Here is a 23,769-nt window from a genome sequence, read left to right as displayed (position 1 = left end):
AAAAAACAAACACGTTATACGACAAACAGATGACCGCGCTTACGCTCTTAATGACAACGAAATTTGATACGCCTTTCTCTTATAATGTAACAATTTGAAAATGTACTAATGTATTAATTGGTTTCAAAGTGTATTTACGAATCCAAGATAAATGAAGTAGTGTACTTTTACTGTTAATTTGTTTTTGTCTTTTGTTGATATTACTCAAAAATTCACCTACCGAAATACTAAAAGCACAAAGTGCGCTCTAAAAGCAACGCAAGTCTAAACTTCTAAGGAATCTAAAGTTTCCGTTCCTGAATCCTATCAAAAAATGCCTTCTTATATGTATCACCTATAGGAATTGCGTGTTCATTGATATACACTGAAGTCGAATCGGTTTTAGAAATATGCGACAAGGAAATAATATACGATTTATGGGTTTTAACAAACATAGAAGTCGGCAAACATTCTTCAATGTTTTTTAAAGTATTATAGGTAATAATCTGTTTGTCAACTAAATGAATAGCTACATAGTTTTTTAAACCTTCAATGTATTGAATATCTTTACTATATATTTTCTCAAAATTATTCTTACCATCCGTTTTTACGAATAAAAAATCGTCAGTGATACTTGTCGTCTCAATGGTTTTCGGTTCGTTGAGTTTGAGAACAGCTTTATAAAAACGTTCAAACTCAAAAGGTTTGAGCAAATAATCTACTGCAGCCAAATCATAACTTTCCAATGCAAATTGTGGATATGCTGTCGTAAAAATGATATTTGTTTTGTTATGAATAATTTTAGAAAGCTGAATACCTGAAAGTTCCGGCATTTGAATATCTAAAAACACCAAATCAATTTGTTCCTTTTCTAGTATTTGTAATGCTTCTAATGGTTTTGTGGTCGCAGTTACCAGTTCCAAAAACGAAACTTTGGTAACGTATTTCTCCAACAAACGAATTGCTGGCGGTTCATCATCCACAATTATACATTTTAACATTTTGCTCATAAAGGTAGTTTTAAATACGATTCAAACTGTCCGTTTTCTTTGGTATATTGTATTTCATAACGCTCATCAAATATTGCTTTTAAGCGTCTTTCAACATTTGCTGCGCCAACGCCAGAATCCATATACTTATCGGAAAGTAACACTTTATTCTTCGTTTTCAATTCCAAAAAAGTATCTTCAATAGAAATATGTATGGTTGCTGGATTCGCTGCATCATTTACAATGCCGTGCTTAAATAAATTTTCAACAAAGTGAATCAATACCAACGATGGTACACGCTTCTCTCCTACGTTTCCATTCACTTCAAAGCTAACAAATAATTGATCTTCAAAACGAATTTTATAAAAATAGATATAATCTTCAATGAACTTTAATTCTTGTTGCAACGGCATAAAATCCTTATCTGATTCATAGGTCACATACCGCAATAATTCTGACAATCGATAAATATCTTTTGCAGTATCTGGTTGTTTGTCAATCAATTCGCTATAAAATGTATTCAACGTATTGAACAAAAAATGTGGACTGATTTGCGACTTTAAAAAATCGACTTCGCCTTTGCTATGTTCCAATTTTAATTGAAAAAGTTTGTCTTTATTTTCATTGTATTGCAATACCAAAAACACAATTGTACTGTATAAAATTGGCTTAATTGCGTAATATGAATTGTCAAAAACATAAAAAATTAACTTTCGTGAATTGTTATGATAATTGTGTCGTCCTGTAAATTCAAATAGAATGATTTCCTGCGAAAGATAACGCAAACCAGCAAAGAGTAAAATCATTCCAAAAACAGCTATAATAAAAGGAATTAAGCGTTTTTTAGATAATAGTTTTGGTGCTACGACAAAAAAATTTAAGAAATAAATTGCAATAGAACATACATAAAATGTGAGAATCAATCCTTGATAATCACTTGTAAAATTGGTCATCAACCCTTTCATTCCGTTAATGGTATAATCTTCCAACCATTCCAACAACAAAAGCGCAATTCCTAAAATGACATGATATTTCCAATGCTTTTTAATTTCCATAACACAAAAGTATCTATTTCTCACAATCTGATGCTGTTTTAGGACAAAGCGGTCATTTTTTTATATCAACTCAAAAAAATAGCGGACAAAAAATCTAGTGGAATCGTTTCTAGGGTTTGTTGTGATTTTTTGCGCGATGATCAGTTTTAAGACTTTACTACTGTTTTCAAACATAGTTTTGACGTAAATAATTAATCATTAATGATCAAACGTCATTCTGAACTTGATTCAGAATCTCACACGAAGCATTCATAATGAAACCTTGAATCAAGTTCAAGGTGACGAATCGCAAATAATTTTTACGCCATGAAACAATTCATCTTCATTCTCACACTACTTTTTACTTCAATATTGCTTTCGCAAGAATTGACTTTGACAGGAACAATTCGCGCAGAAAATACGAATGAAACCTTGTCGCTTGCTGCTGTGACAGTTTTTGACGCTTCCGCAGATCGCTTACTCGGTTACGCATACAGTGACGAAAACGGAAAGTATAGCATTCGTTTCAATACTACGCCTTTTTATGTAAAAGTAGAAACGCTTGGTTATGTAACATATAAAAGTGCTGTTTTTTCAGAAACTACTGAGGATAAAACTTTAAATATCAGCTTAAAAATTGATGTTTCAGAATTGGATGCTGTCGTAATTCTTCAAAAGAAACGCTTAATTAAAATGACTGGTGACAAAATGATTGTCGATGTTGATAAATCTGGAATTGGTGCAGGAAATGATGCGTTAGAAACCTTGAGCAAATTACCTGGCATGCGTTTAGACAAAGATGAAAATATCATTTTTAGAGGTGATGGAAATTTACAAATCCTAATCGATGGAAAACCTTCGCTCCTATCTGGCGATGCGCTGAAACAGTTTTTAAAAACCATGGCTGGCGATAATATCAAAGCCGTAGAAATTATAGCGAATCCTTCTGCAAAGTATGATGCAGCTGGAACTGGCGGTATTTTGAATATCCGATTAAAGAAACCAGTTTATCAAGGTTTTACAGGAAATGTATACGGTTCTGTTGGTTATGCAGAGTTTATAAAAAATAGTTATGGTTTAAATCTGTACAATCAGACGGAAAAGTGGAATGTAAATGCTGGTGTATATTATGGCTATTTTGAATCGGTAAATCATAGAAACGTAGTACAATCTATTTCTGAACCAAATTTACAAACAACACTAGACCAATTTAACGATTGGTTTCCTACATCTACAAGTCTAACGTCAAAGTTGGGTGTTTCCTATACAATTTCAAAGAATGCAACATTAGGAACATCATGGAATTTTAATGTGTATAATAGTAATGAAGAAACCGAAGGCCGTACCAACGAATTTTATAATGGAAATTACGAACGCTTTACCGTGTTAAGCAATACGCTCGATGAAAACAATAAACGACTCACAGGAAACTTGTATTATAGTTATGCTTCCGACAGTTTGGACACGAAATTTGATGCGCAAATAAATTATGCAACATACAAGAATACACAAGATCAAACAACGATCAATGATTACTTTAATGTATCAGACAATCAACCCTATAGAACTTCTGAAATTATCCGAAATGACAATCCAACGAACTATACTATTGTCAGTTCTCGTGTAGATTATGAAAAAGAAATAAGCGAAGCATTTCGTGTAGAAACTGGCGCTAAATATAGCTATGTATCCAATCGTTATAATAATATGTTGTTTGAACGTGAACCGAATACAAATTTTGAATTCGATGTAAATCGTAGCAACGAATTGGAATATAAAGAATCAATTGGTGCTTTGTATGGAATTATCAATTACAACAAAAAAAACTGGAGCTTTCAAGCTGGTTTGCGTGCCGAATATATAGATTACAATGCAACTTCTATTACTGCTGGAATGTCTAATACAGGTGATTATCTATCGTTATTTCCCTCATTTAGCATCAATCATAATTTAGATCACAATCAATTTAAGTTCTCATATAGTAGAAGAATTCAGCGTCCGCGTTATTTAGCATTGAATCCTTTCTTTGAATATGTAGACACGTATAATGTAGAAGTTGGAAACCCAAATTTACAACCACAATTTACACATGCGCTCGATTTCACATGGGTTTTTAAGCAACGAACTTCTGCTTCTTTGTATGCTAAGTTTACAACTGATTTGATGGATCGTATTTTTAATTATGATGAAGCTACACAGATTACCACAATGTTTATGGAAAATATTGCTACTTCTGAAGATGTTGGGATTTCATTCAATACGTCTGTTTCTCCTATGAAATTTTGGGATATTGATTTTTATGGCGATTTCTCATACAATCACGCACGATCAGAAGTACCCGATTTTCGATATGACGAAACAGGAACAAATTGGTATACAACAATCAATCAAACCTTCAGGCTAAAAAACGATTGGACTATTTATTGGAATAGTTTTTATGCTGGATTGGGACGCAACGGAAATACGGTTTCAAAACCTTCTTATGACATGTCATTTCGTGTAAAGAAGTTCTTCTTTAATGAAAAACTACGTTTATTATTTAGAGCAGATAATATCTTTAAAACCAGTAGATGGCGAAGTGTTACCGAACAAGACAATGTACGTACGGATTGGACAAATCGTTGGGAAGTTCGAAAATTTACACTGTCATTAACGTACAATTTTGGTTCAGGAAAAAAGAAACGTGTCAAAGCAATTGATTTACGTGATGAACAACGTAGACTTTAACCAAGATTTTTTCTGATTTTTAAATACTTAGATTTAAGTATATTTGATATACTAACTAAAGACTATAAAAAGATGAAAACAACAACATTTCTAACATTTGTAGGAGAAAATTGCGGAAAAGCTGAAGAAGCAATCAATTTTTATACTTCTATTTTTCCAAATTCAAGCATTAAAAGTATTATTAAATACGCTGAAGGAGAAGCCGGAGGAACACCAAAACTCATTAAACATGCTGTATTTACATTAAATGGCGTAGAATACATGGCTTCTGAAAACAATTACAATCATGCTTGGTCATTTTCACCAGGCGTATCATTATTTGTTTCATCAGACTCTGAAGCGGAAATAGACACTCTATTTGAAAAACTTTCCTCAAATGGTGGTCAAGTAATGATTCCGCTAGACAATTACGAAACTGGAGATTATAGTTTTGGAAAGAAATTCGGTTGGTGCGCCGATACATACGGTATTTCTTGGCAATTTAACCTTTCGGAATAATTTCAATAGATCGTTTTAAAATAAAAGAGGCTGTCTAAAAGTATCAATTTCGTCAAACCGAATCAAGTTCGGTTTCTCATAACAGTTAAAAATCAGTGTTGTGAGATTCTGAGTCTAGCTCAGAATGACGCTTCAATTACCTTTTTAGACAGCCTCTTTAAAAGAAGTCACAAATGCCTTAATGTGTCTTTTTTAATTTTTTCCAGTTTTTATTTGCTGTGGCTAGCAATTTTCCATGATTGTTTTCAGCTAACCATAGTTGCTGTGCGTCCAATTCTAAGTTGTATAAGTATAAAAAGTATTTTCCATTTTTTACAATAAACTTGTTTGGATCTGGTCTGAATTTTGCGCCAGCATATACTCCAAAGGCACAGAATCCGCCATACTGAGGAAGGTATTTTTCTGGATTTTTATCAAAAGTTGACTTTTGCTCAGCAGATGTGAAGTAATAAATTACTTTCTTATGTTCGGACTTGTATTGCTTCACTCCTTTTTGTGCAATTCCTAAGTCTAAATAAGAAACCGGACTGTATCCTTTTAATGCTATATTACTGTTGTCGATATTGTTTGCTTTGTTGTCTTGTGCAAATAGTAGTGTGCTTATTAAAAAGCTTAAAATTAAGATGCTTGATTTTAGGATATTTTTCATTTTTTCTATGTTTTTAGGTATTTATAATTATTGTGCGTTAAAATATTCTTCACGAATGACTTCGCCTTTGTCATTCCAGTTACGACGGATGATTTCGTGCCAGTAAATTTTACTATCATCTTTCATGTTAAAATCGAATGTAAACTCAGAAGCAGAAAGATTTCCATCTACAATAGTATTGTGATGTGTAATACCATTTACGTTTGCGATAGCACCAGCAAATCCTTCCATCTTTTGAACCATTTCCTGTTTGTTTGCTGTTGCTAAGCCGTTGTAATCTGAAGTAGTTGCATTATCTGCAAAGAATTGTTTTACAGCATCTACAATTGCGCCTTGCGCTACAATACTGTCCATTTTTGTTGCTTGATCTTTAATATTCATCTTTATTATTTTAAAATGTTAATTAATTTGTTGTTGTTAATTACATTGCAAATATGCGGACGAATCGGCGTTAAGAGGCTACAAAAAAGACGCCTAAGATTGTACTTTTTTTGAGTTTACTTTTTGTAATTGGAAGGAGAAACACCAACATAGTGAGAAAAGAAGGAAGAAAAATGATTGGTTTCTTCAAAACCTAAAGTATGTGCTATATTTTTAATAGCTATTTCTTGCGCAAGCATTTCTTTGGCAGAAAGTATTAATTGTGACCGAATTAACTGCCCTAAAGAAGTATTCATCTTTAGTTTTACTTTTTTAGATAATGCTTTTACGCTAATATTCATTTGATCTGCATAAAAACTTAATGCATGCTGATCTTTGTGAAATTCTTGAATAAGATTGATTAAATCCTGAACAAACAAATCTCGTTCTTTATAATCGAAATTGTCACGAAACTGTTTTGGTGTTTGCCCAGTTTTTATTTTGAACGTACGATTAAAATAAGCAGGATCTTTAAATCCTTGATCGTATGCTATTTCTTGAATATTTTTGTCTGTAAAGGCAATGTCTTTTTGACTTTCGATGAGTTTTTTATTCTGAATTAGATTTTTAACAGACAATCCGAGTTTATTCTTCACCAGATGTTTTACCGTATATTCAGAATGTATCAAATGATTCGCCAAAGCTGAAGTGTTGATATTATTCGAAAACTCTTGATCAATAACGTCTTTGACATCAAAAATAATTTGATATTCTTCCTTATTTGCCTGAAAAGGATTTTGCCAATACCATTGTGCTGTAGAAACATCAATCAGTTGTGACATATCATTGTTAAAAACCGTAGTATTTAAGAATGTTTTGCAATCTTCACATTCAGTAAAGTTGATATACCCTAATGAAATTAAATGTTTAAAGAGAATTCGAACATCTTTCGATTTAAAGATAATTTCATCTGGAAAGTGAATAAAACGTACTATAAAATCATCAGAAAGGAACTTTATATACTGTCCTTTTTCTAGGTAAATCGCTTTATCATTCCAATCATGATAGTTTTTAAAATCAACCTGAATATTTCCAGAACCTTCTAAAATATGAATCAAGGTATATTTTTCTATAAAGTATACTTTGTTGATTTCAGCATGAATCTTGGTAACCACAACTCTTCGTTTTTATCTCTTTAGGAATTGTAAATATAATCTATTATCGAGTTTATTTTATTTTCCGACATCTAAAAACCGTGATTTAAACTTAATACATCTTCATAAGTTTGCTTTAACACAATGACAACTGATTGATTACAAATTCCAAAATAGCTGCTGACGTTTCCCCATCTGTTTCTAAAGTTGTTTTTGTAGCACCATTTATGATAGACTCTACCATTGTTTGCCAACCTAGTCCTGCCGTAAAAATTGGAATGATTTGTAAAAATTTTGGTCTATCTGTATCAAAAGTAGAACGATATACAGATGGGAAAATTATTGTAGCTACAATAATTCCAAAGATGATGTAAAAGTAATTGCTATAAATTTCTGTAATGTTATTTAACTTTCCATTTTCTCTAAAAAATGTAAAGAATGGTTGAATTATTACTCCAAAGAATAACGCCAACCATTGTAAAAATGCAGTTGGTCTTTTCTCGTTGACTTCTTCTCCATTCTGTTGGTTTTCTGGTTGTATATATTCAAATAATCTAAAATATGATTTTAGTGACATAGTAGTTGGTTTTTTTATTTTTTGATGAGATAAAGTGTTGTAAATTAAAATTGTGTATCCATTTCATATGATAATATTTCATATCAATCAATATGTATGCTTCTGTATCCTTCTACCAATCGATGAAAAGGAACTACTTGAATTATTTTAGTACCATTAATTTCAGTAAGTTCTTTGCTCCAAACCTTCTGATATAAAGATTTAAGGTCTTTTTTATCGTTTTTAGTCAATTCAGATTTGTGTCCGTAATTCATAATCGTAAATGGATCGTGTTCTCCATATACTTCGCTTGACCAACGTGTTTCGCTAATGTTTGCGAAGAAGTGTCGCAAGCCAAAAACATGCCCTAATTCATGTATAAAAGTATCTATTTGTTCTTTGTGAACTTGTGTAAACATTTTTGGATACACTACAAGTTCATGTCGTCCACTATCAGGAAAAAAAGCACTTGCTAATGTGCATCCGTAATCATTACAATCATCGGAATAACTCATCACTATTTCAAAATCCCAAGCATCATCTCGTTCGCTAAATTTAATTGGAGCCGCATCTCCCCATTTTAGTAGTGCTTCTGAAAATAAATTACGTACACCATTTTTAGCAGCTTCTGGATTTTGAAAATAATTGAATGAATCCTTATTAAATCGCCATCTTAAATGCTGATTTTTTGCCCAAAGTGGTACAAATCCTTCCGAAGTATCAATGACAATATCTTTATCATTCCTGCCTCCGGGAGTTGCATATCCTTTAGCATCTGTATTGCAAACAGTATTAGATTTTCCGTAGATATGTACATTTGTTAGCGCTGGTTTGAATACATCTTCTGTTTTTCTTCGTGCAAAAATTGAATTGTCTACTGTAGTTGTTTTTTTAGCCATGATGATTACTTTTAGTTAATAATTAATTCAAAGTAATCGGTTTATAGCATTGTACTCAATACCTATAAAAGGGTATTTTTCAATTTATTAGCATAAAAAATAAGTTAATTGAATAATTTCTTTATTGTGGATTTATAAGTGCTACCAATAGGAATTTCAGTTGTTTCAATAAGAACTGTATTGGGTTTTATCTTTTTTAGTCGATTGGTATTGATGATATACGATCTGTGGATTTGTATAAAAGTTGAAGTGTCTAGTTTTTGTAACCAATTGGACAAACTTCCTAATGTGAGTATTTTTTCTTCGTCAGTAACGATAGCAACATAATCTAATTCAGACTTCATGTATAGAATGTCGTTTCGCTTTAATTTATGCGTGATTTTGTCTGCGTAGATGAAAATGTATTCCGAATCTTCTGAGTTCGTTGTTGCCGTACGTATTCTGTTTGCAGCTGTTAAAAATCGAGCATACGAAAAAGGTTTTACCATATAATCTACAGCTGCTTGTTCAAAAGCTTCAATAGCAAAATCAGGATATGCTGTCGTAATGATTACTTTTGGAGGATTTACAAGCGTTTTTAAAAAAGCCAAACCATTGAGCTCGGGCAATTCCATATCTAAAAACATAAAATCAATAGTTTGAAGCGTTTCTTGCGGAATATCTAAACCAGATTCATATACACCAATACAATTGATGAAACTCGTTTTTTCAATGTAATGCAACAAAACGGACTGTGCATTTTTTTCGTCTTCTACAATGATACATTTTAGCATAAACTCAATTTTAAAGTCACTGTAAATTGATTATTTTGATCGTCAATTTTTAGTTCATGTTGATTTGGGTATAGCAATGCTAAACGTTTTTTGGTATTGTTTAAACCAATTCCACTCGATTTCCAGTCATCCGTTAATTCGTATGCGTTATTGTACGGATTTACACAACTAAAAAACAACTTTTCATCACTGACTTTCAAACCAATAGCAATCTTATTCTTTCCTTTTAATTTACTTGTATATTTAACTGCATTCTCTACGAAAGTTAACAGAATTAAAGGTGAAATAAGTACATTGTTGTTCGTGATATCTTCCGAAACATCAAAGGTGATTTTGTCTTCCCAACGCAAACTATTGATGTATATATAATCTTTGATATGTTCCCAATCTAATTGAATAGAAACCTTTTCTTTTTTTCCTTCGTTCAATACATATTTAAAGTTATCTGAGAGTTTTAAAATCAATTCAGAAGCTTTCGCATCATTTGTTAGTGTATACGCGTAAATATTGTTTAGCGTGTTAAATAAAAAGTGTGGATTTATCTGCGATTTTAGATTTTTTAATTCTGCAATTCGTAAATGATTACTGAGTATATATGATTTTTTGAAACTGTAAAAGCTATAAAATATCAAGCATACTAAAATGTACTCGCCCAAAACACCAAAAGCATGCTTTTTGTATGAATAATTTTCTAAATGATAGATATACAGACTTAAAATGTATTCTGAAAACAATACACCAAGTATCGTCATTAGTAAAAAGAACAATAATAATACAGGGATTTTATACGTATTTCGCCAAGAAAAGAAGAAATAATAACAAATGTATACTGTTGCCAAAAGCAATGGTACGTTACTATTTGAAGTTATCCATTGTATAAATATATAGTTGCTTTCTGTGTATTTCAACAATGGATAACTAATGTATAAAGTCCAAAATATAAGATGTAAATAGACTTCTTTTTTAATGATATTTTCTATGCGAAAAAGTGTCATACAAACTCCTTATTTCTTTATTTTAGAAAGAATTTCAGTTGCGTTTGTATTCTTAGGATTTAAGTCTAAAGATTTTTGATAGTTTGTAATGGCATTAATTGTATCTCCTAAAGCGAGAAAGCACTCGCCATAACTATCAAACGTATTAAATGCTTCAGGATATAGTTCTGTATTGAGTTTAAAAACTGCCAAAGCATCTTTCATATTTCCTGAATTCATAATTCCATATCCTAATACATTGATGCTACTTTCTGACAAGTCGTATTTTGATGTTTTTATGTCTTCATTTTTAATGAACTGTATGATTTCTTGTGTGGTTTTACCAGCTACAGTTAATTCAGACAATTGCTTAAGATTCATCTTTTTAACGCGTTCACGTTGCTGTGCAAGCGTTTGCACACCATATTCTAAACGTTCTTCGTCTGTGATTTTTGTTGTGTCAATTTTTGACAATTTCCATGGTTCACCTTGTTGTCTTTCGTATTGAGTGCCGTAAATTTGCGGTTCATTTTTACTTAATAAATAACGATCGGTTGCCGCTGCCAACAACCATTTGTCTGCTGTTGAATCTAAATCAATCGATTTTTGCATAAGTTTTACGGCCATTCCGTAGTCAGAAGAATCGCGTCCATGCTGAAACACCATCGCTGCGTTATGATAATCTAGTGAAGTTTTTACTTGTTCAGCATCTAATAATTCGCGAATGCGTATGCGACGTAAACTATCATTTTTTGATACTACTTTCCAATCTATAGTTTCCGTTTTGCGTTCTGCTTGATCTTGTTTGTAAATTGCTTTTAATTCTTCGTTATCTGAATGTACAACTTCCGCTTGCACTGTGGTTTCTTTTTCTTTAGATTTTTCGCCGCAAGCGTACATGAATAAAATACTCAAAACTAAAATTACCTTTTTCATAAAACTGTTTTTTGATGACTATTCGTTTTTGATTTCTTTTACAAACCTCTAAAATAGACTCTAATTTATCAAAAAACATCTATGGACTTCCTTATTTTATCTATGAATATGAATTGAAAACTCTATTTCATAAAAAATAAAGCTGATAAAAACACTTATTTTTTACGAATTAACACAACTTTTCCTTGATGTTTTGCTTCCAACTGATATTGCTCGTTTTGACGAATCGTTGCTAAAAATGATTGAACTTCAGACATATCTGCATTGTCTACATATACAATTGTATCTTTATGAAAGTTTGGTTCTAAAAGCTGAAATAAAGGCAAATACAAATCTTTCCAACCATCTAAAAGCAATAAATCAATTGGTGAATTATGATGTTTTAGTGTTTCCATCGCATTACCAATTTTCACTTGAATATGTTCGTTTACACCAGCTTTTGTAAAGTTTTTTATCGCTTTTTGTGCTTTCGATTCGATTAATTCCGTGGTAATGATATGACCATTCGTTTCTATGATACCTTGTGCTAAAAATAATGTTGAAATTCCAAATGAAGTTCCAAATTCAACAATATGAGTAAAGTTATGATCTTGTATGAGCTGTTTTAACGCTTCTCCTTGTTGTTTTGATATGGAAAGATATGCTTCTTTAAAGTCAATTGGTTGTAAAGGTCTGAAAACACTTTTTGCCATTCCTTTTACCATTTTTAAATAGTCATTTTTTGAATCCTTAAATAATTCATTTAAAACTATTTCTATTTGTGTTTGTCTTGTGATTGTTTGCATTTTTTATGTTTTAAGTTAAAAAAAGGAATACCAAATGTGTTGATATTCCTTCTGTACTAATTACTAATTTGTGGAATTTTTAGAATTTTCCATTTTCGTTTTTCCATTCCGTTTTTGGAGGAATTGTTGAAATTACGTCCCAATGTTCTACAATTTGTCCATTTTCAAGTCTGAATAAGTCATAGAAAGCAGTGTGTTCTCCTTTTCCAAATTTCCCTTCACTCATGGTAAGCACAAAATTTCCTTGTCCTAATACTTTGTGAAGTTTTGTGTATTCCATCACTAATCCGTTATCTGCAAAGTATTTCATTGCTGCGCCAAAACCATCTAAACCGTCTGCTACTGCAGGATTGTGTTGTAAATATTTTGTTGGATTGATATACGTTGTTAGTTTATCCATTTCGTGATTTAACAATACTTTCTCAATAAATTCCTTAACAACAGTTTTGTTTGTTTCAGTTTTATCTAAGTCTGTAATTTCTGTAGTTCCGTCAAATTGTGTTCTTCCACTAGGATTTGGTTGTTGTACTTCTAATAAATTATCCCAATGTTCAACAATTTTCCCATCTTCGAAACGAAATACATCAAAACCTGCTTTTGGTCCGAAGAAGTCGTATTCTGTGTGTGTTACTACATAATCACCATCTTCAAAAGCACGTACTACATTTGCTTTGAAACCTTGTGGCGGCGCATGTTGCATTACTTCTCCAAATCCTTGTAATCCATCACCAACTGCTAAGTTATGCTGAATATATTTTTCTGGATTGATGTACGAAATAGGTGTTTTGTCACCTGTGTTAAAACTGTTTAATAAAGCGACTACTTTGTCTTTTTTTGATAATTCCATAGGATTATTTTTTAATGATTTAAGTGTTTGATAGCGTCCAAATTGTATTGATGATTCGTCCATCATTCCCATAAATTCTTTGGAAATTGGATGATTCATAAATGGTTGTAACGCTGCATCAGAATTGTTTTTGGTGTCCCAATACACTGCAACTACTTGTGTTGCGTTTTCATCAGCACCTGTAATGCGTTCTAAAAAGCCTTTTTGTTTTTCTGTGAAATCTGTTTTCACTTTTTTGTCTGTTTCTTTGAAAGTTGCTAGATCAGTACCATTTTTTGTATGGAAAGACATAACTTCAATGAAATTGCTAATATTTTCAGTAAAAGTGTTATCAACATGATAGCGTTTCATGTTCATTGTTTTACCATCAATCATCGAAGCAAAGTCAGCAACAGATGCATCATTCATGAATTTTTTCATAGAAGCGTCTGCATTTTCCATGTTATTCCAATAGACCAAGACTACATATTCCCCTTTTTCATTAACACCGCTTTGACGGTTTATGAAACCTGGTTGTTTGCTCGTGTAATTGGTTTCTACCGCAGCATCTAATGCATTAAATTTTGTTGGGTTTGCAGTAGTTTTTAGTTTAAAAGTTGTTACTTCTAATACCGATTGATTGCTTTGACAACTTGTTGCAAATCCTCCGATAATTGCTAATAGTATTAATTTGATTTTCATGATACGTTTTGTGTTTTTTGTAACTGGTACAAAATTGAAAAAACGGATCGTTTAATAGATTATCAAACTGAAACAAAAAATAGTAAAAGTGTAACCGACTCTATAATTGCTTTCTAAATTGTAATGGAGTTTCTTGTGTGTGTTTTTTGAAGAATTTTATCATGTTTGCAGGTTCATCAAAACCCGTTGCATAGCTTATTTCTTTTATTGATAATGAGGTAGAAGCTAGATAACGTTTTATTTCAATCGTTACAAAATCATCAATAAAGGCTTTGACGGTTTTCCCTGTAGATTTCTTTACAACATCATTTAAAAACTTATAGGAAATGTGTAAATCAGCAGCATAACCTCTTGAATTTCTTTTATTTGTGTAATTTACTTCAAGAAGTGTTTTAAATTCGTTAAATACACGCAACCAATGTGCTTTGATTGTATTTCTTGATTGTTCTTGCTTTACTCTTTCTGCTTTGAGAAGTATAATATTGATATAAGCACGTAGCATTTCCAACTTGGCAAAGTTGTTAGGTAGCTTGTATTCAAAATAGAGTTTTTGAATGATGCTTATAAATTCATCTTCGCCAATTTCTTCAGGATGAATCACTGGAACTTCTATATGGTAATTATATAACCTATTTAGAGTAATATTTTTAGATAACAAGTAGTTTTGTTCTAAGAAATCGCTATTTAAAATGATAGCAAAACCTTCCGCATTTTGAAGTGCTTTTGTGAAATAATGCACCTGATTCTTAGCGACAAAAATAACGCTGCCTTCTCGTAAGTCATAACATTTAAAATCTACATAATGTGCATATGTATTTTTTGTAACAACTAAAATGATGTAAAACTGAATTTTATGTGCCGCAAACGGATCGTGACCATGAACATTTGTAAGTTTTTTATAGGTTTCAGCAAAAGTCATTACCTCAATATCAAGTATCGTATTTGATTTAAAAGCAATTTTTGGTAAGACTTGTTCCATGGTATAAAAGTAAACAATTTGACGTTATACCATAAAAAAACCGCTACTGCAAAAGCAATAGCGGTTTTGATTTTTTGAAAATTACTTAAAGTGATACTGTATATCTAATCTAGATATTAATGATCGTCATGATGTTCACTATGGTTTCCAAATGGCTTGATGATGATTCCTAAACTAAAAATAAAACCATCTGTTGGCGCATAAATTTCTGGAAATGTTGGATTTTCATGCGGAGGCAATACCAACGGTGAAAAACGACTTTGCCTGCGATCTGTAAAGTTTTCAAAGTTTGCGTAAATTCCTCCCCAATTAAAGTTTCGCATCGCTAAAAAGCCCATCGTAATAAAATCAGTAGTTTCTGTACCATTAGAAAGTACTTGCGAGCCTGTATAATAGGTTTCATAACCCAAACGCCATTTATTTGTTTCATACATTACTACACTTCCGGCATTGTGTTTTGCGGTTAGTGGTTTTCTAGGGTTTCCTGGCAAGTATCTAAGTTTTGTATCAATTAAAGCATAGTTTAAGAACCATTTAAAGTGCTTGTATGAGAATTTAATATTTGTCTCTGCTCCTTTTGTTAAGATTTCTCCATCTGCATTTTGATACTGAAATAAGTTATCCGCATTTAGATTTAACAACAATCCGTTGTCAATTGATGTCGCATAAAATAATTGATTGACAGAGAATCCGATGGTTTCATTGAAGAGCTTGGTTTTGTAGTTAAAATCAAGGTTTACGCCATAAGAACGTTCCGCCTTGAGCGAATTTTGATCAATTCCTAATACATTTTCAAAGTTAATAAATTCTGCTTCTTCTGTAAAAATATCTGGTGTTTTATACCCTAATCCTCCACCAAGTCTACTGGAGAATCCAGCGTCATTTTTATAGAGTAATGAAACTCTTGGCAGTACAAAAACGCCCCAACCTTTGGCAAAATCAGTACGTAAACCTGTTTCAAGAATCCAATTTGCTGATAAGTCAAAGTTAGAATTTACAAAAAGTCCAAAAGTAACATCGTTTTGATCGCGTTGTAATGGCGCGCTGTCATCTTCATCGAAAGTTGTGGTGTATAGATTAGCTCCTAAAGTCCAGTCATTTTTGTCTAAATTGTGTTGTAATGTCGCTTCTGTAAAGGAATTTACTTGCTTTCCTTTGAAACGCATGTCTGGTACATTTAATTCACGATCAAAGAAGGAAAAACTATTTTTTAGAGTAAAAACACGTGTCGTATCTAGTTTTGTAGTAAATACTGCTTGACTGCTCACACGTTTTGAGATGTTTTCTTCTGTGTATTGATGAATTCCGTTTTGACCATTTTCAATTTTGTCTACGTCACCACCAATTCGATCGTCGTAACTTCCGTTTATTCCAACCCAAAATGTTGTGTTTTCTGAAGGATAGTAATAAAATTTTGGATTGAAAGCGATAGATGTTGTTTCTGGCAAGTTGCTAAATCCATCATCTTCCGGATCATATACTTTTTGATAGTTTCCAGAAGCATATAAGCTTACTCCAAATTTTTCATTTCGTTTGCTGTAAAAGATATTTGCGGTGCTTCCTAGCGCATGTGTTTGCGTAAACATGATGTCTAATGCAGGCTCATAATCAGGAGTTTTGGATACAAGATTTACCAAACCTGCAATTGCTCCGCCACCATATAAGGTAGAAGCACTTCCTTTGATGATTTCAAATTGTTTTAAGTCTAAAGGTGGAATTTGCATGATGCTCAATCCGCTGGAAAATCCTCCATATAAAGGAAAACCATCACGTAACAGTTGTGTATAACGTCCGTCCAAACCTTGAATACGAATGTTTTGATTTCCACTACTTAAAGAAGTTTGTTGCATTTGAATTCCTGTACTTTCGCGTAATACCATAGAAATATTGGTAGGATTCATCATGTTCTTCTCTCCTAGTTCTTCACCACCAATTACTTCTATTCGCGTTGGAATTCTTTGAATGTCACGTGTGCTACGTGTCGCTTCAATCATAACAGCATTTAGCTCATGTTTGGCTTCTTTCAGCAAAAAAATGAATTGTACTGTAGTTTTTTTAATCGTTACTGTTGTTTCAAATGTTTTATAACCTATAAAAGAAATCATGATTTTGTGTGAACCAATCGGAATCTCTGAAAAATTAGCAATTCCTTCATTATTGGTAATTGCTCCTTTGTTTAGGTCTTCGAATACAATATTTGCTCCTAATAGCGGTTCATTTTCTTCTTCTGAAAGTACTTTTATGGTAAAGTCACTGTTTTGTGCGTTGACAAATCCGCATAAGATACATAGGAACAACGTTGTCCATATACGTATGTGCATAGTTTTTATGTTTTATTGTAGTTTTAATTAGGATTAATTGTCAAGATTGCTTCATTTTTGAAGTCTAGACAAAATCATAATCGTTTAAGTATGTTATTTTAAGTTTTGTTTTAGGAATTTAAAACTTGTGGCGGTTGCCAAATAGCAAATAACATATCGAATCGGTAGTGTGATTCGTAGTGAGTATTGACTTGTGTAGAGATATTTTTCTTTGAATGTAGATTGAATGTTTGTGGTTTTTGAAAAACAACTAAGACACCACAGCAATTACAAACACAGAGCATAGCACAGGAATCATCATGATTTTCTTCATGTTCGTTTCCTTGATCTGAGCAAATTTCAGTTTCGGATTCTGAATCTGAACAGAATCCATCAGAGCATGGTTTTAACGCTAAGGCTAAAATTAAAATTCCTAGTATGAAACTGATGTTTTTCATTTGTCTTACAAATATAGGAAAAGGTTTTTTTGATGAACAGAATAGTTCATTTTTGTTTGTTAATAAATAGTATATTTGAGAAAATTGTATTGTATGGAGCCAATTACCTATGATAAATCGCGTGTGGTAAGTTTTAGTGATGCTGTGTTTTCTATTGCGATGACATTGCTGGTTTTGGAAGTTGCGATTCCTGGCGCAGAAGAAGCTAACTCTAGCACACTTGGTGCTATTTTAGGCAATCGTATTCCTAGTTTTATTGGCCTTTTGGTTAGTTTTTTGGTCACAGCTTTGTATTGGATTGCCCATATGCGAATTATGCGCTATGTAAAAGAAGTAAGTTATACTTTATTGTGGCTTAATATCTTCCTTTTACTTTTTATAGTGCTTTTACCTTTTTCTACAGGATTGTACGTGAAAGGATTTAATACTGTTTCGCCTTTTGCTTTTTACTGTTTTAATTTGTCTGCGATTGGATTTTTTAACTTTTTGATGATTCGATATATCGCGAAACATGAAGATTCAGTTTCCTTGATTGTAGGTCAATCTGAAAAAACACGTGCTTTGATGAGTATGTTTATTTGGATTTTGTCAGGTATTTTAGCCTTTGTGCTTCCGCTTGTTTCTCGATTTGTATTTGTACTTATTTTTATACTTCAACCGTTTATTAATCGTCATTTTAAGAAGAAAAGCGAAAAATTAATTACTGTTGATTCTGAAATTATTGAAAACACAGAAGAAGTGTAAGTTTATTTCTATTCAAAGAACAACTTTTGATTGCATTTTAGTACAGAGAAGAATATTTGAAATAGTGTAAATCTAAATTCTTAATCCATTCCAGGGAAACTCGTTACAAATTTCACTTTTACATCCGCAAAATTTTCTGCAACGTATACTTTTAAATCTTCACCATATTCTACAACTTGCCATTCACCACAATCATCTGCAAAGTTTTCTACAAATTTTACTTTTAGATCAGGAAAACTATTGACAATTTTAATTTTCACATCTGCATTGTTGGCGTTTTCTACAAAACGGATTTTTCCATAGAGCTTTTTACCTTCAAAAGTACAATCATCATCTGTTGTTTGTGAAGTTGTTGCAGAAATACAAAGCGTTGTTGTAATGATGATAAGTAAAATTTGATAGATACGTTTCATAATATAGTAAACTTGTTTGATAAATGTAAGTACAAAAAGCGAACCGAAGTCCGCTTTTTGTATATAAATGCTTGTTATTTTTTAGCAAGCTCCATGTATTGTATGGTATTTTTTGTGCACAGATAAATTATATACGTGTTACTCTAACTTTTTTCTTTTTTAAACGTGTATCAGATGTAAGTTTGATGACTTCTTTCACTTTGGAAGCTTTTACCGCGACAAATGCACAATCACTTTTAAGTTCAATCATGCCTAATTCGTCTTTATTAAGTTTTCCTTGCTTCATGAATAAACCAGCAATATCACCTTTAGATATTTTGTCTTTTCTTCCACCAGATATAAATAAGGTTTTCCAGTTTGAAGCTTTCGGTCTTTCGCCAGAAGCAATTTCTTCTACAACTTCTACATCTGAGATGAAATCTGGAACCGTTTCGTTTTCCCATTGCAATACAAACGCCGTTCCTTCTGCATGCATACGCGCTGTACGACCATTACGATGCGTGAATTCTTGCGCCTTTAATGGCAATTGATAGTGAATGATAAATTTTATTTCAGGAACATCAATACCACGAGCTGCTAAATCTGTAGCAATGATCAATTGATGTGTTCCGTTTCTGAATTTGATCAATGCACGTTCTCTGTCTTTTTGCTCCATTCCACCATAAAAACAACCATGAGAGATTCCTTTTGATGTTAAAAAGTCGCTTACGTATTGAATGGTGTTTTTAAAGTTACAAAAGATAATTCCTGGTTGATTCGCTACTAAAGAAATAGTATTTAATAGTGTATCAAGTTTATCTTTTGTTGGCGATAGTATACGTTTTACTTCTAGTTTTGCGATTTTTTCACCTAGATAGTTAATTGTAAGCGGATTTCTCATTCCCACAAAACGCGGAATGTCCATGTCTTTCGTTGCAGAAGTTAACACACGTTTTTCAATATGTGGAAGTAGCGAAACGATGTCTTTCATTTCATCTTCAAAACCAACTTCTAACGATTTGTCAAACTCATCTAAAACTAACGTTTTGATTTCTTTGGTAGAAAATGTTTCCCTGCGCAAATGATCGGCGATTCTTCCTGGTGTTCCAACTAAGATGGCTGGACGATGTTTTAAATCGACTTTATCTTTTGAAAAATTACGACCACCATACACTTCATTGACTTTGAAACCAGTTCCCATTTGGCGTGTTACTTGTGATATTTGAATTGCCAATTCACGCGAAGGCGCTAAAATGATCACTTGTACTTCTTCACTATTTGGATCTAATTCTGCAATGACAGGTAATAAGAATGCAACAGTTTTTCCCGTTCCAGTTGGCGATAATAATATCGTATTTGGATGCGAGCTTATAGATAATTTCGCTTCTTCTTGCATTTCATTGAGTGTTGAAATCCCCAATTTTGCTAAGATATCACGTTGATTTTTAATATTTTTTGACATGCTGCAAAAGTACAGTTATTTGCATCAATTGCACGATTAAATATCTGAAAGATTGAAAGACTGTTGTAAAATCTTCTATTTTTTTACTTCTTCAAACTTATAAATTAATAATTGACTTTGAATGTTCATAGGTAATGCCAAGAGTTTTGTTTCTGGAACATACAGAATGTCTCCAACACTTCTACCAACGGTTAATAGATCTTCTACAGTACCTTTGTCATCAATTTTCATGATTTTACCTGTTCTCCAAGCTGAAATGATAAAATTGTCTTTATCATAAATTTGTACACCATCAAGATTTCCAAGTGTATCTTTTGAAATTTTTGCAATTTCTTTGGTTTCCATATTTACTTTTAAGAAGTTTCCACTTTGTTTTTTGTTTTCGTCTGGTCCAACCATATTTCCCCAAGCAGCAACATACATGTCATTTTTTACTTTCAACAGTCCGTTTGGATGTTCTAAAGCTTCTGAGTTTAACCATTCTGAAAAAGTTCCATCTGTTTTTAGTACGTAGATTGATGAATTGAATGTATCAGAAACGTATACTGCTCCATCATTCGCAATGGCAACATCATTTAAGAATTTGGTACCTTCAGTTGTATGTCTTTTGATCACTTCTCCAGTATTTAGATCTGCTTCCACCAAAACAGTAACATCACTCACATATAATTTATTTCCAGTAATAGCAATTCCTTTCGGATCATTCAAACCTTTTACAAAAGTAGTGTCCAGTACTTTTCCATCTAAAGAAACTTTAGCAATACTTCCATCGCCAGGTTCTCTATTCCCGATTAAAGAAGCTAGTAAAACATTTTTATTTTTATCATACACAACAGATTCACAGTGCGTTAAACCATTTACTTCGTGCATTAGTTTTGGCACTAAACTTACAGTTTCAGGTTCTTGTATTGGAGTTTTTTCAGCTTCTTTCTTTTCACTTTTACAAGCAAATACTAACATGCATAGCATTGTTATTTTAAGGAACGTTTTCATAGAGTCGGTTTTAAAATTTGTTACTAAAATACATATTCAGTCGTATATATTTATAATTTAGTTTTAGTATTTTGCAAACTATGAGAAGAACCTTTCAGCAATATTTATTATTTACACTACGATCTATCTTTTTTTGGGTTTTGGCTTTCAGTTTTATGGTTGTGATTCGATATTTTGGTGTTTTTGAAGAAAAAGGCGTGAGTATTCTTCCTAAATATGAAGTGCCATTATTAGATTTATTGACTTATGTAAGTATTTCTGGAATTCCTTTTGGTGTTTTTTATGCTGCTGTTGAGTTTTTATTTGATCGTTATCTGGCGAAAAGTCTTTCTTTAGGAATCATTGTATTTTCTAAAAACTTTATTTATTTAGTGACATTGATCTTTTTAGTGAGTTTTGTGGTTGAATACACAGGATACGTGCTTGATGTTTCAATATACGAAGAAAGAGGTTGGTGGCGTACTAATAAAACATTTTGGTCAATTATGATCTTCTTTTTAGTGGCTTCATTGGTGTTTTCATTTATCAAAATTGCAAATGAGAAGTTTGGTCGCGGCGTTTTTATAAAAATGTTGCTTGGAAAGTATCGAAAACCACAAGAAGAGAAACGAATTTTTATGTTTCTCGATTTAAAGGCTTCTACTACGATTGCTGAGAATTTAGGACATTACACGTATAGCCAATTGATTCAAGAATGTTTTTATGATTTAAACACGATTGTACGAAAATATGATGCAGAAATTTATCAATATGTTGGTGACGAAGCCGTATTGAGTTGGAGTTATAAACGTGGTTTGAAACGGAATAATGCCGTAGAATTGTATTTTGCTTTTAATGAAAAATTACATACAAGAAGCAGCCATTATCAAGAAAAGTATGGCTTAATTCCAGAGTTTAAAGCAGGAATTCATGGCGGAACTTTAATGGTGACAGAAGTTGGAAGTATTAAGAAAGAAATTGCTTATCACGGTGACGTGATTAATACAACAGCGAGAATTCAATCGCAATGTAATACGTATAATGCCAGTGTTTTAATTTCTGAATCACTATTAAATGAATTGCAGCTTCCTGAAAAGTATGCCACAAAAAATATTGATGATTTATTACTGAAAGGAAAAGCAAAAACCATCAATATTTATAGTATTTCTAATGATTAATTGTTTAATCTGTTTCTTCTAGAAAGAAAAATTCATTAATTGGTTTATCAAATAGTTCACTCAATTTTAAAGCCAATACAGTAGAAGGTACATAACGTCCTTTTTCAATAGAATTGATCGTTTGTCTTGATACTCCAATTTTTTTAGCTAATTCGTCCTGTGTGATGTCTAAAATAGCACGTTCAATTTTGATTCTATTCTTCATTATTGCTTTCTTTTTATCATGTAGAAAAATAATAAGTACATCGTTAATAAAAACCATAATACTTGAAAATCACCAAGATCAGTTAATGGATCATTGTTATCTTCAACAATTAAAGAAGCAATATAATTAATTGCAGGTTGAATTAGTGTATAGACAACTCCAGCAATAAAGGCCATTGAGAATGCTTGTCCACGAATGGTTTTAATCATTTCATCCTCTATTTTTTCTTTAGAAATTGCAATGACTAGCAAACCAATTAATACAACACGTTTAGAAATAAATCGTATTGTTTCTGAGATTTCAATGGAAAAAAGCTTTCGTGCTAATAAGAATACTATTGATAGTACTACCAGTGCAATTCCTATTTTTTTGAAGGAATGTGGTAATCCAAAGTTTTTAAATTTCTCAAATCTCCTTTCTTCTGCTTCGCAAAATGTTTCTTTCGACATAATATGTTTGCTTTTAATTGACAACTTTGTTTTATATAATGTCAAATATACTTTACATTTTGTAAAGCACAAAATATTTTGAGGAATTTTGTACTTTGAAGTAGAAAATTGTAGTTTTAAAAACGATTAAAATATCACAAAAAAACAGGAATTCCTGTTATACATACTTTACAGCCAATTGAAGAATAGATTATGAAAAAAGAATTATTTGAAGTAATATCATTAGATGACGAATCTGTTCTTTATTTTTCTGATAAAATTGAAGAGCTAAATTTCTCAAACAAAGACTTTGAAAAAATATGGGATACGCATCCTGAGGAATTCCATACTGTTAAGATGTATGGTAAAGAAATATTAACTCCAAGGTGGCAACAAGCATATGGTAAAAATTACAGTTACTCTGGCTCAAAAAATAATGCTTTACCTATTCCTGAATTATTTAAGATTTTTTTGGAATGGTCTCAAAAAAACGTTGATGCCAGATTAAACGGACTTTTATTGAATTGGTATGATGGACAAAAGGATCATTATATTGGACCTCATCGAGATGATACTAGAGACTTAATTCACAACACTCCTATTGTGACTATTTCTCTTGGACAAGAGAGAATATTTCGCATGAGAAAGTATGGAGAAAAAGGATTTAAAGATATTACCATTAGGAATAGTGGAATAATCATAATTCCGTGGAATACGAATCTAAAATGGACGCATGAAGTTCCAAAATTTAAAAAGTATGATGGGAAAAGAATTTCAGTTACATTAAGAGCATATCAATAGAAAATACTC

General features: G+C 32.0%; 25 protein-coding genes. 5 read left to right on the top strand and 20 right to left on the bottom strand.

Translation table 11 applies throughout. From position 1 onward, the window contains the following. Nucleotides 1-281: 281 nt before the first annotated feature. Complete coding sequence (locus tag ACOQOS_RS02825) at nt 282-989, bottom strand: LytR/AlgR family response regulator transcription factor (protein WP_420573447.1); 708 nt, start codon at nt 987-989, stop codon at nt 282-284. Beyond that, a complete protein-coding gene (locus ACOQOS_RS02820; RefSeq protein ID WP_420573446.1) occupies nt 986-2,023 on the bottom strand; it encodes a sensor histidine kinase in 1,038 nt (345 codons plus the stop codon). Before ACOQOS_RS02820 ends, ACOQOS_RS02825 begins: the two co-directional genes overlap by 4 nt. Nucleotides 2,024-2,329: 306 nt before the next feature. Here ACOQOS_RS02820 and ACOQOS_RS02815 point away from each other — a divergent pair, with 306 nt between their 5' ends. Both ACOQOS_RS02815 and ACOQOS_RS02810 read left to right on the top strand, forming a co-directional pair. Then, nucleotides 2,330-4,729, top strand: coding sequence for a TonB-dependent receptor domain-containing protein (locus tag ACOQOS_RS02815; RefSeq protein WP_420573445.1), 2,400 nt, complete (start codon nt 2,330-2,332; stop codon nt 4,727-4,729). A 72-nt stretch (nt 4,730-4,801) separates the two neighbouring features. Beyond that, a complete protein-coding gene (locus ACOQOS_RS02810; RefSeq protein WP_420573444.1) occupies nt 4,802-5,227 on the top strand; it encodes a VOC family protein in 426 nt (141 codons plus the stop codon). A gap of 178 nt (nt 5,228-5,405) precedes the next feature. On the opposite strand, the gene ACOQOS_RS02805 is transcribed toward ACOQOS_RS02810, so the two are convergent. The 13 genes from ACOQOS_RS02805 to ACOQOS_RS02745 all read right to left on the bottom strand — a co-directional run bounded on the left by ACOQOS_RS02805 (nt 5,406) and on the right by ACOQOS_RS02745 (nt 17,578). Continuing rightward, the gene (locus tag ACOQOS_RS02805) at nt 5,406-5,876 is read right to left on the bottom strand and encodes a YHS domain-containing (seleno)protein (protein WP_420573443.1); all 471 of its coding nucleotides are present in this window, start codon (nt 5,874-5,876) and stop codon (nt 5,406-5,408) included. Nucleotides 5,877-5,903: 27 nt separating this feature from the next. Continuing rightward, on the bottom strand, nt 5,904-6,257 hold the full coding sequence (locus ACOQOS_RS02800; RefSeq protein ID WP_420573442.1) for a hypothetical protein: 354 nt from the start codon (nt 6,255-6,257) through the stop codon (nt 5,904-5,906). A 116-nt stretch (nt 6,258-6,373) separates the two neighbouring features. Further along, nucleotides 6,374-7,411, bottom strand: coding sequence for a helix-turn-helix transcriptional regulator (locus ACOQOS_RS02795; RefSeq protein ID WP_420573441.1), 1,038 nt, complete (start codon nt 7,409-7,411; stop codon nt 6,374-6,376). A 115-nt stretch (nt 7,412-7,526) separates the two neighbouring features. Beyond that, complete coding sequence (locus ACOQOS_RS02790; protein WP_420573440.1) at nt 7,527-7,967, bottom strand: hypothetical protein; 441 nt, start codon at nt 7,965-7,967, stop codon at nt 7,527-7,529. 83 nt (nt 7,968-8,050) lie between these two features. Further along, the gene (locus ACOQOS_RS02785; RefSeq protein WP_420573439.1) at nt 8,051-8,845 is read right to left on the bottom strand and encodes a matrixin family metalloprotease; all 795 of its coding nucleotides are present in this window, start codon (nt 8,843-8,845) and stop codon (nt 8,051-8,053) included. Between the two features lie 104 nt (nt 8,846-8,949). Further along, complete coding sequence (locus ACOQOS_RS02780; RefSeq protein ID WP_420573438.1) at nt 8,950-9,618, bottom strand: LytR/AlgR family response regulator transcription factor; 669 nt, start codon at nt 9,616-9,618, stop codon at nt 8,950-8,952. Beyond that, nucleotides 9,612-10,613 (bottom strand): sensor histidine kinase, encoded by a 1,002-nt coding sequence (locus tag ACOQOS_RS02775; protein ID WP_420573437.1) that lies wholly within the window; start codon nt 10,611-10,613, stop codon nt 9,612-9,614. Before ACOQOS_RS02775 ends, ACOQOS_RS02780 begins: the two co-directional genes overlap by 7 nt. Before the next feature lie 9 nt (nt 10,614-10,622). Beyond that, nucleotides 10,623-11,528 carry a tetratricopeptide repeat protein gene (locus ACOQOS_RS02770; RefSeq protein WP_420573436.1) on the bottom strand — a complete coding sequence of 302 codons (906 nt, stop codon included), beginning with the start codon at nt 11,526-11,528 and terminating at the stop codon, nt 10,623-10,625. A gap of 155 nt (nt 11,529-11,683) precedes the next feature. Next, nucleotides 11,684-12,313 carry an O-methyltransferase gene (locus tag ACOQOS_RS02765; protein ID WP_420573435.1) on the bottom strand — a complete coding sequence of 210 codons (630 nt, stop codon included), beginning with the start codon at nt 12,311-12,313 and terminating at the stop codon, nt 11,684-11,686. A 79-nt stretch (nt 12,314-12,392) separates the two neighbouring features. Continuing rightward, nucleotides 12,393-13,841 carry a nuclear transport factor 2 family protein gene (locus ACOQOS_RS02760; RefSeq protein ID WP_420573434.1) on the bottom strand — a complete coding sequence of 483 codons (1,449 nt, stop codon included), beginning with the start codon at nt 13,839-13,841 and terminating at the stop codon, nt 12,393-12,395. 100 nt (nt 13,842-13,941) lie between these two features. Further along, a complete protein-coding gene (locus tag ACOQOS_RS02755; RefSeq protein ID WP_420573433.1) occupies nt 13,942-14,820 on the bottom strand; it encodes a helix-turn-helix domain-containing protein in 879 nt (292 codons plus the stop codon). Between the two features lie 116 nt (nt 14,821-14,936). Beyond that, on the bottom strand, nt 14,937-17,141 hold the full coding sequence (locus tag ACOQOS_RS02750; RefSeq protein ID WP_420573432.1) for a TonB-dependent receptor: 2,205 nt from the start codon (nt 17,139-17,141) through the stop codon (nt 14,937-14,939). 110 nt (nt 17,142-17,251) lie between these two features. Beyond that, the gene (locus tag ACOQOS_RS02745; RefSeq protein ID WP_420573431.1) at nt 17,252-17,578 is read right to left on the bottom strand and encodes a DUF6660 family protein; all 327 of its coding nucleotides are present in this window, start codon (nt 17,576-17,578) and stop codon (nt 17,252-17,254) included. A gap of 93 nt (nt 17,579-17,671) precedes the next feature. Between ACOQOS_RS02745 and ACOQOS_RS02740 the strand changes: the two genes are divergently transcribed. Further along, nucleotides 17,672-18,322, top strand: a complete 651-nt coding sequence (locus ACOQOS_RS02740) for a TMEM175 family protein (protein WP_420573430.1) — start codon at nt 17,672-17,674, stop codon at nt 18,320-18,322. Nucleotides 18,323-18,402: 80 nt separating this feature from the next. Here the strand turns inward: ACOQOS_RS02740 and ACOQOS_RS02735 are convergent, their stop codons facing one another. From ACOQOS_RS02735 to ACOQOS_RS02725, 3 genes are all read right to left on the bottom strand, one after another. Then, nucleotides 18,403-18,735 (bottom strand): hypothetical protein, encoded by a 333-nt coding sequence (locus ACOQOS_RS02735; protein ID WP_420573429.1) that lies wholly within the window; start codon nt 18,733-18,735, stop codon nt 18,403-18,405. A gap of 127 nt (nt 18,736-18,862) precedes the next feature. Continuing rightward, nucleotides 18,863-20,176, bottom strand: a complete 1,314-nt coding sequence (locus ACOQOS_RS02730; protein WP_420573428.1) for a DEAD/DEAH box helicase — start codon at nt 20,174-20,176, stop codon at nt 18,863-18,865. A gap of 75 nt (nt 20,177-20,251) precedes the next feature. Further along, a complete protein-coding gene (locus ACOQOS_RS02725; protein WP_420573427.1) occupies nt 20,252-21,169 on the bottom strand; it encodes a hypothetical protein in 918 nt (305 codons plus the stop codon). Between the two features lie 80 nt (nt 21,170-21,249). On the opposite strand from ACOQOS_RS02725, the gene ACOQOS_RS02720 reads away from it, so the two are divergent. Beyond that, nucleotides 21,250-22,326, top strand: a complete 1,077-nt coding sequence (locus ACOQOS_RS02720; RefSeq protein WP_420573426.1) for an adenylate/guanylate cyclase domain-containing protein — start codon at nt 21,250-21,252, stop codon at nt 22,324-22,326. A gap of 4 nt (nt 22,327-22,330) precedes the next feature. On the opposite strand, the gene ACOQOS_RS02715 is transcribed toward ACOQOS_RS02720, so the two are convergent. Further along, on the bottom strand, nt 22,331-22,531 hold the full coding sequence (locus tag ACOQOS_RS02715) for a helix-turn-helix transcriptional regulator (protein WP_420573425.1): 201 nt from the start codon (nt 22,529-22,531) through the stop codon (nt 22,331-22,333). Next, on the bottom strand, nt 22,531-22,980 hold the full coding sequence (locus tag ACOQOS_RS02710; protein ID WP_420573424.1) for a hypothetical protein: 450 nt from the start codon (nt 22,978-22,980) through the stop codon (nt 22,531-22,533). The genes ACOQOS_RS02715 and ACOQOS_RS02710 overlap by 1 nt, the downstream gene beginning before the upstream one ends. A gap of 192 nt (nt 22,981-23,172) precedes the next feature. Between ACOQOS_RS02710 and ACOQOS_RS02705 the strand changes: the two genes are divergently transcribed. Beyond that, entirely contained in the window at nt 23,173-23,760 is a 588-nt protein-coding gene (locus ACOQOS_RS02705; RefSeq protein WP_420573423.1) for an alpha-ketoglutarate-dependent dioxygenase AlkB, read from the top strand. Nucleotides 23,761-23,769: the final 9 nt, after the last annotated feature.

Origin of the sequence: Kordia sp., assembly GCF_965224175.1 — a bacterium.
Lineage (GTDB): Bacteria > Bacteroidota > Bacteroidia > Flavobacteriales > Flavobacteriaceae > Kordia.
This window is presented reverse-complemented; position numbering and strand designations above follow the sequence as displayed.

What these genes read in the sequence shown, in the direction of transcription:
- ACOQOS_RS02710 (WP_420573424.1), bottom strand. Translation starts at nt 22,980, where the DNA reads ATGTCGAAAGAAACATTTTGCGAAGCAGAAGAAAGGAGATTTGAGAAA.
- ACOQOS_RS02800 (WP_420573442.1), bottom strand. Translation starts at nt 6,257, where the DNA reads ATGAATATTAAAGATCAAGCAACAAAAATGGACAGTATTGTAGCGCAA.
- ACOQOS_RS02805 (WP_420573443.1), bottom strand. Translation starts at nt 5,876, where the DNA reads ATGAAAAATATCCTAAAATCAAGCATCTTAATTTTAAGCTTTTTAATA.
- ACOQOS_RS02735 (WP_420573429.1), bottom strand. Translation starts at nt 18,735, where the DNA reads ATGAAACGTATCTATCAAATTTTACTTATCATCATTACAACAACGCTT.
- ACOQOS_RS02785 (WP_420573439.1), bottom strand. Translation starts at nt 8,845, where the DNA reads ATGGCTAAAAAAACAACTACAGTAGACAATTCAATTTTTGCACGAAGA.
- ACOQOS_RS02770 (WP_420573436.1), bottom strand. Translation starts at nt 11,528, where the DNA reads ATGAAAAAGGTAATTTTAGTTTTGAGTATTTTATTCATGTACGCTTGC.
- ACOQOS_RS02730 (WP_420573428.1), bottom strand. Translation starts at nt 20,176, where the DNA reads ATGTCAAAAAATATTAAAAATCAACGTGATATCTTAGCAAAATTGGGG.
- ACOQOS_RS02775 (WP_420573437.1), bottom strand. Translation starts at nt 10,613, where the DNA reads ATGACACTTTTTCGCATAGAAAATATCATTAAAAAAGAAGTCTATTTA.
- ACOQOS_RS02750 (WP_420573432.1), bottom strand. Translation starts at nt 17,141, where the DNA reads ATGCACATACGTATATGGACAACGTTGTTCCTATGTATCTTATGCGGA.
- ACOQOS_RS02780 (WP_420573438.1), bottom strand. Translation starts at nt 9,618, where the DNA reads ATGCTAAAATGTATCATTGTAGAAGACGAAAAAAATGCACAGTCCGTT.
- ACOQOS_RS02760 (WP_420573434.1), bottom strand. Translation starts at nt 13,841, where the DNA reads ATGAAAATCAAATTAATACTATTAGCAATTATCGGAGGATTTGCAACA.
- ACOQOS_RS02810 (WP_420573444.1), top strand. Translation starts at nt 4,802, where the DNA reads ATGAAAACAACAACATTTCTAACATTTGTAGGAGAAAATTGCGGAAAA.
- ACOQOS_RS02790 (WP_420573440.1), bottom strand. Translation starts at nt 7,967, where the DNA reads ATGTCACTAAAATCATATTTTAGATTATTTGAATATATACAACCAGAA.
- ACOQOS_RS02745 (WP_420573431.1), bottom strand. Translation starts at nt 17,578, where the DNA reads ATGAAAAACATCAGTTTCATACTAGGAATTTTAATTTTAGCCTTAGCG.
- ACOQOS_RS02815 (WP_420573445.1), top strand. Translation starts at nt 2,330, where the DNA reads ATGAAACAATTCATCTTCATTCTCACACTACTTTTTACTTCAATATTG.
- ACOQOS_RS02715 (WP_420573425.1), bottom strand. Translation starts at nt 22,531, where the DNA reads ATGAAGAATAGAATCAAAATTGAACGTGCTATTTTAGACATCACACAG.
- ACOQOS_RS02820 (WP_420573446.1), bottom strand. Translation starts at nt 2,023, where the DNA reads ATGGAAATTAAAAAGCATTGGAAATATCATGTCATTTTAGGAATTGCG.
- ACOQOS_RS02825 (WP_420573447.1), bottom strand. Translation starts at nt 989, where the DNA reads ATGAGCAAAATGTTAAAATGTATAATTGTGGATGATGAACCGCCAGCA.
- ACOQOS_RS02720 (WP_420573426.1), top strand. Translation starts at nt 21,250, where the DNA reads ATGAGAAGAACCTTTCAGCAATATTTATTATTTACACTACGATCTATC.
- ACOQOS_RS02725 (WP_420573427.1), bottom strand. Translation starts at nt 21,169, where the DNA reads ATGAAAACGTTCCTTAAAATAACAATGCTATGCATGTTAGTATTTGCT.
- ACOQOS_RS02740 (WP_420573430.1), top strand. Translation starts at nt 17,672, where the DNA reads ATGGAGCCAATTACCTATGATAAATCGCGTGTGGTAAGTTTTAGTGAT.
- ACOQOS_RS02755 (WP_420573433.1), bottom strand. Translation starts at nt 14,820, where the DNA reads ATGGAACAAGTCTTACCAAAAATTGCTTTTAAATCAAATACGATACTT.
- ACOQOS_RS02705 (WP_420573423.1), top strand. Translation starts at nt 23,173, where the DNA reads ATGAAAAAAGAATTATTTGAAGTAATATCATTAGATGACGAATCTGTT.
- ACOQOS_RS02765 (WP_420573435.1), bottom strand. Translation starts at nt 12,313, where the DNA reads ATGCAAACAATCACAAGACAAACACAAATAGAAATAGTTTTAAATGAA.